At 62.1% G+C, this 12,378-nt stretch carries 10 protein-coding genes; all 10 read right to left on the reverse strand.

The annotated features are described in order from the left end of the window. Positions 1 to 69 precede the first annotated feature (69 nt). The 10 genes from trpE to M5B98_RS05905 all read right to left on the reverse strand — a co-directional run bounded on the left by trpE (position 70) and on the right by M5B98_RS05905 (position 12,316). On the reverse strand, positions 70 to 1,548 hold the full coding sequence (gene trpE, locus M5B98_RS05860; RefSeq protein ID WP_085709232.1) for an anthranilate synthase component I: 1,479 nt from the start codon (positions 1,546 to 1,548) through the stop codon (positions 70 to 72). Positions 1,549 to 1,619: 71 nt separating this feature from the next. Beyond that, positions 1,620 to 2,438 (reverse strand): phosphoglycolate phosphatase, encoded by an 819-nt coding sequence (locus M5B98_RS05865; protein ID WP_085688443.1) that lies wholly within the window; start codon positions 2,436 to 2,438, stop codon positions 1,620 to 1,622. Continuing rightward, positions 2,435 to 3,109: a ribulose-phosphate 3-epimerase gene (gene rpe, locus M5B98_RS05870; RefSeq protein WP_003228808.1), complete on the reverse strand. Its 675-nt coding sequence runs from the start codon at positions 3,107 to 3,109 to the stop codon at positions 2,435 to 2,437. Before rpe ends, M5B98_RS05865 begins: the two co-directional genes overlap by 4 nt. A 114-nt stretch (positions 3,110 to 3,223) precedes the next feature. Continuing rightward, entirely contained in the window at positions 3,224 to 4,372 is a 1,149-nt protein-coding gene (locus M5B98_RS05875) for an iron-containing alcohol dehydrogenase (protein WP_248742188.1), read from the reverse strand. A 327-nt stretch (positions 4,373 to 4,699) separates the two neighbouring features. Then, entirely contained in the window at positions 4,700 to 5,524 is an 825-nt protein-coding gene (locus tag M5B98_RS05880) for an ABC transporter permease (protein ID WP_085709230.1), read from the reverse strand. A gap of 12 nt (positions 5,525 to 5,536) precedes the next feature. Then, the gene (locus M5B98_RS05885) at positions 5,537 to 6,784 is read right to left on the reverse strand and encodes an ABC transporter permease (RefSeq protein ID WP_248742189.1); all 1,248 of its coding nucleotides are present in this window, start codon (positions 6,782 to 6,784) and stop codon (positions 5,537 to 5,539) included. 67 nt (positions 6,785 to 6,851) lie between these two features. Then, complete coding sequence (locus tag M5B98_RS05890; protein ID WP_085709228.1) at positions 6,852 to 7,895, reverse strand: ABC transporter substrate-binding protein; 1,044 nt, start codon at positions 7,893 to 7,895, stop codon at positions 6,852 to 6,854. A 48-nt stretch (positions 7,896 to 7,943) separates the two neighbouring features. Then, positions 7,944 to 9,068, reverse strand: a complete 1,125-nt coding sequence (locus tag M5B98_RS05895; protein WP_007959931.1) for an ABC transporter ATP-binding protein — start codon at positions 9,066 to 9,068, stop codon at positions 7,944 to 7,946. Between the two features lie 218 nt (positions 9,069 to 9,286). Then, on the reverse strand, positions 9,287 to 9,916 hold the full coding sequence (locus M5B98_RS05900) for a response regulator transcription factor (protein ID WP_085709227.1): 630 nt from the start codon (positions 9,914 to 9,916) through the stop codon (positions 9,287 to 9,289). Then, a complete protein-coding gene (locus M5B98_RS05905) occupies positions 9,917 to 12,316 on the reverse strand; it encodes a PAS domain S-box protein (RefSeq protein WP_248742190.1) in 2,400 nt (799 codons plus the stop codon). It lies immediately after the preceding gene. Between the last annotated feature and the right edge of the window lie 62 nt (positions 12,317 to 12,378).

Genomic DNA, 12,378 nt, shown 5'->3' on the forward strand with positions numbered 1-12,378 from the left:
TCAGAAGGCCATAAAAAACGCGGCGCCCTCACAGGCGCCGCGTTTTTTTGTGGCTGAATCCCCCGTCACTCAGTCCGGGGTTTGCTCCGCCAGCGCAACAGCCCGGAACATCGCCCGGCGCTTGTTGATGGTTTCTTCCCATTCCAGCGCCGGCACCGAATCGGCAACGATGCCGCCACCGGCCTGCACGTGCAGCTCGCCGTTCTTGATCACGGCAGTGCGGATCGCAATCGCGGTGTCCATGTTGCCGTTCCAGGCGAAATAACCGACCGCGCCGCCATACACGCCACGCTTGACCGGCTCCAGTTCGTCGATGATTTCCATCGCGCGGATCTTCGGCGCCCCGGACAAGGTGCCCGCCGGCAGAATTGCTCGCAGTGCATCCATGGCGGTCAGGCCGGATTTCAGCTGGCCGGTGACGTTGGACACGATGTGCATCACGTTGGAATAACGCTCGATAACCATTTTCTCGGTGAGTTTCACCGAGCCGATCTCCGAAACACGACCGGTGTCGTTGCGACCGAGGTCGATCAGCATCAGGTGCTCGGCGATCTCCTTGTCGTCGGACAGTAGGTCTTCTTCCAGCGCCACGTCCGCCTCTTCGGTAGCCCCGCGAGGACGGGTGCCGGCAATCGGGCGCACGGTGATCAGGTTGTCTTCGACCCGCACCAGCACTTCCGGCGAGCTGCCGACGACGTGGAAATCGCCGAAGTTAAAGAAGTACATGTACGGCGTCGGGTTGAAGCAACGCAGCGCGCGGTACAGATCGATCGGCGCAGCTTTGAAGTCGATCGACATGCGCTGGGACGGCACGACCTGCATGCAGTCACCGGCGAGGATGTATTCCTTGATGGTGTCGACGGCTTTTTCGTAGTCATCCTGGGTAAAACTGGAGCGGAACACCGGCTCGGCCGCCTGCTGCTTGCTGAAATCCAGGCCACGACGCGGGGTGATCGGCTGACGCAGTTTTTCCAGCAGTTCCTGCAACTGGGCCTGACCCTGCTCGTAGGCATCGGCCTGCGCCGGGTCGGCCAGCACGATCGCGTGCATCTTGCCGGCGAGGTTGTCGAACACCACCACCGCATCGGAGACCATCAGCAGAATGTCCGGCACGCCCAGCGGGTCCGGGTTCGGGCATTTGCCGAGGCGTTTCTCTACATAGCGCACGCAGTCGTAGCCGAAGTAACCCACCAGGCCGCCGTTGAAGCGCGGCAGACCAGCGATGGTCGGCACGTTGTAGCGAGCCTTGAAGGTTTCGACGAAGGCCAGCGGGTCTTCGACGTCGTGGCTTTCGGTCTCGACGCCATCGACGGTGATGCTGACGTGATGATCATGAACCCGCAGCACGGTGCGGCACGGCAGGCCGATGATCGAGTAACGGCCCCATTTCTCGCCGCCCTGCACCGATTCGAGCAGATAGGAATTGGGCTGGTCGGCCAGTTTCAGGTAGATCGACAGCGGGGTGTCGAAGTCGGCCAGGGTTTCGCAGGCCAGCGGGATGCGGTTGTAGCCGTCAGCGGCCAGACGCAGGAATTCTTCGCGGATCATAGGGTGCCTCGTGGTGTGAGGTGCAAATCAGTCAGGTGTGCAAACGCGCCGGCAGGCCGGCGAGGAACAAGTCAGGCGCGCCAACGCCAGCGGGCCAGGGCCTTGATGACTTTCATCCAGAGTTTGCGGGTGACCACCACGATGGCGTTTCCAGAAGGGGATTGAGATGCGTCGGGCAACGTTATCTCAGCGGCCGTATCCAGGCAACCGGGAATTAGCTTGCGCAGATCGTCGATCACCAGCGCCGGGGATTCCTCGGCAATCGGCCGGCCATGGTTGTAGCCATAACTCAGCGCGACACACTTGACCCCCGCCGCCTTCGCCGCCAGCACGTCGCTGCGCGAGTCGCCGACGAACAGCGATTGCGAGGCCGGAATGCCGGACATCTTCATGACGAAGAACAGCGCCGCCGGATCGGGCTTCTTCTGCGGCAGCGTATCGCCGCCGATGATCCACTTGAAGTAGCGGCCGATCTTCATCTGATCCAGCAGCGGCGCGACGAAGCGCTCCGGCTTGTTGGTGATCAGCGCCATGGCCACGCCCTGCTTGTGCAGCCATTTCAGGGTGTCGCGCACGCCGGGATAGACCACGGTCAGCTCATGGCTGGCGCCGTAGGCTTCCATGAACACCTCCAGCGCATGCTCGGCTTCGACGTCATCCACGGCGGAATGGTCGATGCCACCGGCCAAGGCGCGGCGCACCAGCACCGGCGCACCGTTACCGACCCACTCGCGCACCGACTCGATACCGGCAGGCTTGCGCCCGAGGGAGAGCAGCATGTTATCCACCGCCGCCGCCAGGTCGGGTACCGAGTCGATCAACGTGCCATCCAGATCGAACATCACCAACCGCGGCAGTTGCCCCGGGAACAGCTGCTCAAATCCGCTCATGGGCGGGCCAGCGCCAGTTCGGAACGCATCTTGTCGATGACTTCCTGATAGTTCGGCGCATTGAAGATCGCCGAGCCGGCGACAAAGGTGTCGGCGCCGGCAGCGGCGATTTCACGGATGTTGTTGACGTTGACGCCGCCGTCGATTTCCAGGCGGATATCACGGCCCGAGGCATCGATGATCGCGCGGGCTTCGCGCAGCTTGTCGAGGGTGCCGGGGATGAATTTCTGCCCGCCGAAGCCCGGGTTGACGCTCATCAGCAAGACCATGTCGACCTTGTCGATCACGTACTTGAGCACGTCCAGCGGGGTCGCCGGGTTGAACACCAGACCGGATTTGCAGCCGCCTTCACGGATCAGTTGCAGCGAACGATCGACGTGCAGCGTGGCTTCCGGGTGGAAGGTGATGTAGGTGGCGCCGGCCTCGATGAAGTCGCCGACGATGCGATCCACCGGGCTGACCATCAGGTGCGCGTCGATCGGCGCGGTGATGCCGTATTTGCGCAGCGCGGCGCAGACCATCGGGCCGATGGTCAGGTTCGGCACATAGTGGTTGTCCATGACATCGAAGTGAACGAAGTCGGCACCGGCGGCCAGAACGTTGTCCACTTCCTCGCCCAGGCGGGCGAAGTCGGCGGAGAGAATCGACGGAGCAATAACGAAGGGCTGCATGACGCACCTTTTCTGAGCTAAATCACGATGGCGCGCATTGTATACCTCAAGTTTCCGCGCGCGCACCGTGACCGCGATGATTGGGTTGTGCCATGACCGATGACCGGCGGGTTCTCAGTACGCCGCCCGGTAGATCTTCTCGATGTCGCCAGCACTGAGCTTGCGCGGGTTGTTGCGCATCAGGCGCTCGATGCCTGCGGCCTCTACGGCCATGGCCGGGATCGCGTCTTCGGGCACGCCGAAACTGCGCAGGCCCGGCGGGATTTCTACCGCAGCGCACAGTTCGGTCATTGCCGCGACGGCGCTGTCGGCGGCTTCATTGAGACTCAGATGAGCGGTCTTCACCCCCATGGCTTCGGCAATATCCTGCATCCGCTCGACGCAGGCCATCTTGTTCCAGGTCATGACATACGGCAGCAACAACGCGTTGCTGACGCCGTGGGCAATGTTGAAGCGCCCGCCCAGCGGATACGCCAGCGCATGCACCGCGCCGACCCCGGCATTGCCGAACGCCATCCCGGCCATAAGGCTGGCGGTAGCCATATCCTCACGAGCCTGCAGGTTGGACGGATTGGCGTAGGCCTTGGGCAATGACCGGGCGATCAGTTTGATCGCGCCGATGGCCAGCGAATCGGTGATCGGCGAGGCATTTAGCGACAGATAGGACTCGATGGCATGCACCAGCGCATCGACACCACTGGCGGCGGTGACGCTGCGCGGACAGGTCAGGGTCATTTGCGGGCTGACTAGTGCCACGTCCGGCAACAGGTAGTCGCTGACGATGCCTTTCTTCAACTGGGCGACCTTGTCCGAAAGAATCGCCACGTTGGTCACCTCGGAACCGGTGCCGGCTGTGGTCGGGATGGCGATCAGCGGCGGGCCTTTGCGCGGCACCTGGTCGACGCCGAACAAATCTTCCAGCGCGCCGTGATAACCGGCGTACGCCGCGACGCTCTTGGCGATGTCGATGGCACTGCCGCCACCGAGGCCGATCAGCCCGTCATGCCCGCCCTCTCGGTAGACGCGCATGCAGTCCTCGACGATGGCAATTTCCGGATCCGGCAGCACGCGGTCGAAGATTTCGTACTCGCGCTCGCCGATCTGCGCCAGCGCCAGCTCCACCGTGCCGGACTTGACCAGTGCGGCATCGGTGACAATCAGCGGGTTATCGATATCCAGCCGCGTGAGTTCGGCCGCCAGTTGCTCGATGGCCCCGGCGCCGGTGATCAGTTTGTGAGCGATCTTGAACGAGGAAAGACTCATCGTGCGCAGCCTCTTATAGATGTGGGAGCTGAGCACAAGCGTAGCTGGGGAATTGGGGTTGTCTGTCATTCAGGTTGTGAATGGTGGAGGCAAGATCAAGAGCGCCCTCACCCTAGCCCTCTCCCGGAGGGAGAGGGAACTGACCGCGGTGACTGGGAGAGATACACCGACCTGTGACTCCGAGTCGTACTCAGGTTCTGAAAACAAGCAGATCAGCTCCCGCTCCTAAGTCCACCGAATATTCTGATAAGCACGGAGATCGGCTCCCTTTCCCCCTCTCCCCTCTGGGGAGAGGGTTGGGGTGAGGGGTGGTTCTTGAGCCTGATACTAAACTTGGGCAGTACGCAGCTTCTCACTCCGCCCACGCAACCACTCCAGCGTCAGCAGCAGGATCACCGAGAAGGCAATCAGCAAGGTCGCTGCCGCCGCAATCGTCGGACTCAGGTTCTCGCGAATTCCGCTGAACATCTGCCGAGGCAACGTCGCCTGCTCGGGCCCGGCGAGGAACAACGTCACCACCACTTCATCGAACGATGTCGCAAAGGCAAACAGCGCACCGGAAATCACCCCCGGCGCAATCAGCGGCAAGGTCACCCGACGGAATGTCACCAACGGCGAAGCCCCGAGGCTGGCCGCCGCCCGCACCAGATTGTGGTTAAAGCCCTGCAAGGTCGCCGACACCGTGATGATCACGAACGGCACACCCAGCACCGCGTGCACCACGATCAGCGAGAAGAAACTGTTGCCCAGCCCCAGCGGCGCGAAGAACAGATAACTCGCTACACCGATGATCACCACCGGCACCACCATTGGCGAAATCACCAGTGCCATCACCAGCGCCTTGCCGGGAAAGTCGCCACGGGTCAGGCCGATGGCCGCCAGCGTGCCGAAGACCATGGCCAGCACGGTCGCGGCCGGGGCGACGATGATGCTGTTCTTCAGCGAGCGCATCCATTCCGCCGAGGCGAAGAAGTCCTGATACCAGTGCAGCGAAAAGCCCTGCAGCGGGTACACCAGGAAGCTGCCCGAGTTGAACGACAGCGGCACGATTACCAGCACCGGCAGGATCAGGAACAACAGGATCAAGCCGCAGAGGATCCGCAAGCTGTAGAACCACACCCGCTCGACGGGCGACATATAAGGACTCAGCATTTCAAATTCCCCTTAGCTCAGGCGCAGACGACTGGCGCCCACCAGCCAGCTGTAGATCAGATAAAGCACCACGGTCGCCAGCAGCAACAAACCGCCAAGCGCAGTGGCCATGCCCCAGTTGATGCTGGTGTTGGTGTAGAACGCGACGAAGTAGCTGACCATCTGATCGTTCGGGCTGCCCAGCAGCGCCGGGGTGATGTAGTAGCCGATGGCGAGGATGAACACCAACAGGCAACCGGCGCCGACACCGGCGTAAGTCTGCGGGAAGTACACCCGCCAGAAACTGGCGAACGGATGACAGCCCAGGGAAATCGCGGCGCGCATGTAAGTCGGCGAGATGCCTTTCATCACGCTGTAGATCGGCAGGATCATGAACGGCAGCAGGATGTGCACCATCGAGATGTAGACCCCGGTGCGGTTGAACACCAGCTCCAGCGGTTTATCGATGATGCCCATGGCCATCAGCGCGCTGTTGATCAAGCCGCCGGATTGCAGCAACACGATCCACGCGGCAACTCGCACCAGGATCGAAGTCCAGAACGGCAGCAGCACCAGAATCATCAACAGGTTACTTTGACGCGACGGCAGGTTGGCCAACAGGTAAGCCAGCGGATAGGCCAGCACCAGGCAGATCACGGTGATGATCAGGCCCATCCAGAAGGTCCGGGCGAAGATATCGAGGTAGATCGCCTGATCCGGGGTCGCCGGGGCCAGTTCGCCGAGGTCGTCGATGCGATGATCCACCGCCGCCAGCAGATAGAACGGCGTGATGCTGCTGGTGTTGCGCTTCACGGCCTGCCAGTAGGCCGGATCGCCCCAACGTTCGTCGAGACCTTCCAGCGCTTCTTTATAAGAGGCCGGTTCGCTGGCGAAGGGCAGCGAGCGGGCAGTTTTGGTCAGCAGGCTGCGATAGCCGGCCAACTCCATGTTCAGGCGCTTGGACAGATCGCCCAAGGTCTGGTTTTTACGGGCTTCGGCGAGGTCTTCGCCGGCGGCCTTGTAAACCGGTTCAGCGGGCAGTCCGCGACCGTCCCAACTGGCGATGGCCGTCACGGTGCGAGGCATGCCGCCCACGACTTCCGGGTTGCCGACGCTTTTGTAGAGCAGCGCCACGATCGGCACCAGGAACACCAGCAACAGAAACAGCACCAGTGGCGCGATCAGCGCCTGGGCCTTCCAGCGGTTGACCCGCTCGGCGTGCTTGAGCCGCTGCTTCAAGGTGGGGCTGTTGCCCTCGTTCAGGGGAACGGCGATAGCCATGACGTACTCCGCAAATCTTTTGAATGACGGCGTCACCCTTGGGGTGACGCCGCGTATGCATCACGCCTTACTTCGCAGCCCAGGCGTTGAAACGCTGCTCCAGTTGCTCACCGTTGTCAGCCCAGAAGCTGACGTCGATCTGCACCTGGTTGGCGATGTTTTCCGGGGTGGTCGGCATGTCTTTCAGGATCGCCTTGTCCAGCAAAGGCACGGCCTGGGAGTTGGCCGGACCGTATGCGATGTTTTCCGAGTAGGTCTTCTGCTGCTGCGGCTGCACCGAGAACGCGATGAATTTCTTCGCCGCTTCGGCACGCGCCTTGTCCAGGCCTTTCGGGATGGCCCATGCGTCGAAGTCGTAGATGCCGCCGTTCCACACCACTTTCAGGTTGGATTCTTTCTGCACCGCAGCGATACGACCGTTGTAGGCCGAACTCATGACCACGTCACCGGACGCGAGGTATTGCGGCGGCTGGGCGCCGGCTTCCCACCACTGGATGTTCGGTTTCAGCTCATCCAGTTTCTTGAACGCACGGTCCTGACCGTTCTTGCTGGCCAGTTCCTTGTAGACGTCTTTCGGCGCAACGCCGTCGGCCATCAGTGCGAATTCGAGGGTGTACTTGGCGCCTTTGCGCAGGCCGCGCTTGCCCGGGAATTTCTTGGTGTCCCAGAAATCCGCCCAGCTGGTCGGTGCGGTTTTCAGTTTGTCGGCGTTGTAGGCCAGTACGGTCGACCACACGAAGAAGCCCACGCCGCACGGCTGGATCGCGCCTTTGACGTAGTCTTCGGTCTTGCCGAACAGCGCAGGATCGAGCTGCTCGAACATGTCTTCGTCGCAGCCACGGGACAGTTCCGGCGATTCAACTTCCACCAGATCCCAGGACACGCTCTTGGTATCGACCATGGCTTTGACCTTGGCCATCTCACCGTTGTACTCACCCGCGACGATCTTGCCGTTGCCCGCCGCTTCCCACGGTGCGTAGAAGGCTTTGACTTGCGCCGCCTTGTTCGCCCCGCCAAACGACACCACGGTCAGATCCGGGCCGGCGGCCATTGCGCTTGCCGCACCCATCAGGCCCAGGGTCAGGGCTGTGAACTTCAGGGATCTCAACATTTATTGTTCTCTCCACGTGCAGGATTGGTGTTGGTATTGCGGGGCGTTTTAGTGCGCCTCTAGAAGTGGATCGAGCGCGCGAACGTGCTCGACCTGCCAGCCAAGCGGAACCACGTCGCCGACCGCGAGCGCTGGATCGAGCTCGGCAATCGGTTGTTTCACGAAGAAGTCGGTCTTGCCGCAGACTTCCAGGCGCACCCGGACGTGGTCGCCCAGATAGATGAATTCGGCCACCCGCCCGGAGAAGCGGTTGACGCATTGGTCGCTCGAACCGTTGAGGCTGACGCGCTCCGGCCGGATCGACAGGGTGACCGGTTCGCCGGTCTGGCCGATGTTGACCGCCAGCGCCTCGACCTTTTCCCCACGACCCAGCTCGACCACACAGCGCTCGCCGTTCTGGCTGAGCAGGCGACCGTTGAGGCGGTTGTTCTCGCCGATGAAGTTGGCGACGAAGGTGTTTTTCGGTTCTTCGTAGAGAGTGCGCGGCGGGGCGATCTGCTGGATTTCGCCCTGATGGAACACGGCAACGCGGTCGGACATGGTCAGGGCTTCGCCCTGGTCGTGGGTCACGTAGACCACGGTCACGCCGAGGCGCTGGTGCAGGTGTTTGATTTCCATCTGCATGTGTTCGCGCAGCTGTTTGTCGAGGGCGCCGAGGGGTTCGTCCATCAGCACCAGTTGCGGTTCGAACACCAGCGCACGTGCCAGCGCCACACGTTGTTGCTGGCCGCCGGACAACTGCGCCGGATAGCGCGAAGCGAAGGCATCGAGCTGGACCATGCTCAGGACCTTCTTGACCTTGTCGCTGACGTCGCTCTTGTTCAGGCCACGCACGGTCAGCGGAAACGCCAGGTTTTCGGCCACGGTCATGTGCGGGAACAGCGCGTAGTTCTGGAACACCATGCCGATGTCGCGCTTGTGCGGCGGCACGTTGTTGATCGCCCGCCCGGCCAGGAGGATTTCACCGGCGGTCGGTGTTTCGAAACCGGCGAGCATCATCAGGCTGGTGGTCTTGCCGGAGCCGGACGGCCCGAGCAGGGTCAGGAACTCGCCCTTGCGGATGTCCAGGTTGAGGTCTTTGACGATCAGGTTCTCGCCGTCGTAGCTCTTCTGCACTCCACGAAAGCTGACCAGCACATCGCTGGCCCCTGCGTTTGATTCGACCTGGCTCATACCCACACCTTTGTTATTGATGACTGCTGTGGGATTAAGCCTAGTGGCTGCATGCAGTCACGCAAATCGGGGCGCAGGAGAGAATCGCCTCAGCCGGATGGAAGGCCGGGGGTAGGGATTGCCCTACAAGGATGGCGCGTTTGGACACGTCAGGTGGCAGCCCTGAAGCTCCAGCCGCAGGAACCGGTAAAAACGCCTGTCGCTATTGGATATGGGCGTTAGAGGAGCTTGTGCTCCATCGCGTACTTCACCAGCTCGGCGAGTGAGGTGATATTGAGTTTCTGCATCAGCCGCGCCTTGTGGGTGCTGATGGTCTTGCTGCTCAGGGCCAGTTGCTGGGCGATGTCGTTGACGTTGGCGCCCTGGGCCAGGCGTTCGAATACCGAGAATTCGCGTTCGGACAACAACGAATGCAGAGGTCGCGTATCGGTCAGGCCGACTTCGAAGACCATCCGGTCGGCCAGTTCCGGATCGATGTAGCGCCCACCCGCTGCGACCTTGCGAATTGCCGTCAGCAGCAGCGCCGGGTCGCTGTCCTTGGTCGCATACCCGGCAGCGCCGACCTTCAGCGCGCGGGCGGCCATCTGCGCCTCGTCGTGCATCGACAGCACCAGAATCGCCGGCGGATTGTTCAGTGCGCGGATGCGTGGAATCGCTTCCAGCCCGTTGACCCCGGGCATGGAAATATCCAGCAGCACCACCTCGCACGGCACATTGCGCAAGGTCTCGAGCAATTGCTCGCCATTGCTCGCCTCCCCCACGACTTGCAGATCCTTGGCCAGGCCGATCAATTGCTTGATGCCTTCGCGAACGATGGTGTGGTCTTCGGCTACCAGTACACGGATCACTTACTTCTCCTCATCCAGAGGCACCCGCACGCTCAGTGTGGTGCCCTCGCCCGGCGCGCTGTCGAGTGACAACTGCCCGCCCATGATCAACACCCGCTCGCGCATGCCCACCAGTCCAAAGGATGTCGGCCTGCCCGCAGCGGCGACAAATCCTACGCCATCGTCGCTGACTGTCAGACACAAATCGGTGCCTTCCAGCGCCAGCGTCAGCTCCACAGTATGCGCTTGGGCGTGGCGCATGACGTTGGTCAGCGCCTCCTGGAGGATGCGGAACAGGCCGATGGCCTTGGCGTCGCTCAGCGGCGGCAGATTGTCCGGCACCTGCACCAGACACGGAATCTGCGTACGCGCCTCGAAGCGCCGGGCCTGCCATTCGATCGCCGAGGCAATCCCGGCATCGAGAATCGGTGGGCGCAACGCCGTCGCCACATCGCGCACCAGCTGGAACAACTGGGCGATCAGGCGCTTCATGCTGTTCAGACGTTCGTTAAGCCCGGGATCGAGTTGCGCGTAGGCCAGTTCGCACATCGATGTCTCCAGTTTCAGCACCGTCAACATCTGCCCCAGTTCGTCGTGAACCTCGCGGGCGATGCGCGCCTTTTCTTCCTCTCGAACGCTTTCGAGATGCGCCGACAGTTCGCGCAACTGCTCCCGCGAGGCCGCCAGTTCCAGTTCTATGCGCTTGCTTTCGGTGATGTCCCAGACGATGCCGTCCCAGACGTAGGCGCCGTCCTCCAGTTGCCGGGTGATGGCCTTGATCTCGGCCCAGCGCTGTTCGCCCTGGCGCGTCAGGATCCGCCCCTGCCACGACCAGTCGCTGTCGGTGTCCAGCGCATGGTCCTGAGTCTGGTGATAACCGGCCTTGTCGTCCGGATGCACCAGGCTGCGCAAACCCATGTCGCGATGGGCGATGGCGGCCGGTGCGTAGCCCACCAGACTTTCGCTGCCCTCGCTGATGTAGGCAAAGTCGATCTGCCCGGTCACCGGTGCCCGCTCCAGACGGAACACCAGCCCCGGCACGTTGGCTGCGATGCCTTGCAGGCGCGCTTCGCTTTCCTGCAACGCGGCCAGGGCGCGTCGGCGTTCAGTCACGTCGGTGAGGTAGACCACCAGATACTCGCTGTCGCGAAAGCGCAAAAAACTCAGCGACACATCCGCCGGCAACACACTGCCATCGGCCCGCACGCAGTTCGTCTCAAAACTGAGCGGCCCTTCCTCGCTGGCCCGGGCGCGCTTCCACAAATTGAGCCAGCGATCCATGTGCAGGCCGGGTTCGAAGTCGATCAACGGTCGCTCGATCAGCGCGCCCTGTGGATAACCGAGCATGTGTTCCGCCGCGCGGTTGGCGTAACGCACGTGACTGTCCCAGTTGACCCAGAGAATGCCGACGGTGCTCTGGTCGATGGAAAACTGGGTCAGGCGCAGGGCTTCTTCGCTGGCCGCGCGCAGGGCGATGTCTTCCCGGGCGGCGAGCAGGCGTTGTTCGAGACTGCGTTGCTGACGCCGCTGCCAAAAAACAATCGCTGCACAACTGAACAGCAACACAGCGAACAACAGGCTCAGGTTTTGCCAGAACCCCGGCGACTCCGAGAGCCTCGGGTATTTGGGTTGCAGCCATTGCGTGTGCAGGCGCTCCAGATCTTTCGCCGGGATCGCCCGCAAGGCGCTTTCGACGATCCCGGCCAGCTCCGGCCAGTCGCGACGGGTGGCGACTCGCAACAGTTGCGGCAGACCGATATCGCCAACCACCACCAGCCCGGCAAACTCAGGTTCTGTCGACAGCCGCCCCAATTGCGCTTCGTCCACCACCGCGTAAGACGCCTGCTGACTCAGCAACAACTGCAACGCCTGACGCTCCAGCGGCACGCCTTGCAGATTCAGATGGGGATAGTTGCCGCGCAGATAATCAGCAGTGACGCTGGGCATGCGCACGGCCACCCGGGCCTGGCTGTCGAGCTTTTCCAGTTCAACTGAACTGCTGACTTTCTGGTCGCTGACCACCAGTTGCGGCACGCGCATGTAGGGATCGGAAAACTGCCAGAGCCGCAGCGAGCCGGGCGTCTGGGTCAGGCCCGGGGCAATATCGATCTCGCCGTCCCGCGCGGCGGCTTCAAGTTGCTCCAGATCGGGGAAGTTGCGCCAGCTGAGTTCGATGTCGAGGGCCTTGGCCATCCACTTCATCAACTCGACATTCGCCCCCGACAACCGCTGCAAGCGCCGGTCGTATTGCGCGTACGGCGCCTGCAGAATCAGGCCGACACGCAGTTCATTGTGCTCGACCAGCCACTGATGCTGGCTCGCCGACAGCTGCGCAGCATGACTCGGCGGGGCAGACGCGGCCCAGCCCATCAAGGGAAACGCCAGACAGCCGATAACCCACAGGCAGCAAAAACGCATCATTGAAATCCCATACACTGACAAATTCTGACCAACCCATTAGGCTGCCGGGATACTTTCTGGCC

This window comes from Pseudomonas sp. MWU12-3088, assembly GCF_023242405.1.
Lineage (GTDB): Bacteria > Pseudomonadota > Gammaproteobacteria > Pseudomonadales > Pseudomonadaceae > Aquipseudomonas > Aquipseudomonas kribbensis.

Coding starts and splice junctions, on each gene's coding strand:
- trpE (WP_085709232.1), bottom strand. CDS start 1,548: ATGATCCGCGAAGAATTCCTGCGTCTGGCCGCTGACGGCTACAACCGC.
- M5B98_RS05865 (WP_085688443.1), bottom strand. CDS start 2,438: ATGAGCGGATTTGAGCAGCTGTTCCCGGGGCAACTGCCGCGGTTGGTG.
- rpe (WP_003228808.1), bottom strand. CDS start 3,109: ATGCAGCCCTTCGTTATTGCTCCGTCGATTCTCTCCGCCGACTTCGCC.
- M5B98_RS05875 (WP_248742188.1), bottom strand. CDS start 4,372: ATGAGTCTTTCCTCGTTCAAGATCGCTCACAAACTGATCACCGGCGCC.
- M5B98_RS05880 (WP_085709230.1), bottom strand. CDS start 5,524: ATGCTGAGTCCTTATATGTCGCCCGTCGAGCGGGTGTGGTTCTACAGC.
- M5B98_RS05885 (WP_248742189.1), bottom strand. CDS start 6,784: ATGGCTATCGCCGTTCCCCTGAACGAGGGCAACAGCCCCACCTTGAAG.
- M5B98_RS05890 (WP_085709228.1), bottom strand. CDS start 7,895: ATGTTGAGATCCCTGAAGTTCACAGCCCTGACCCTGGGCCTGATGGGT.
- M5B98_RS05895 (WP_007959931.1), bottom strand. CDS start 9,068: ATGAGCCAGGTCGAATCAAACGCAGGGGCCAGCGATGTGCTGGTCAGC.
- M5B98_RS05905 (WP_248742190.1), bottom strand. CDS start 12,316: ATGATGCGTTTTTGCTGCCTGTGGGTTATCGGCTGTCTGGCGTTTCCC.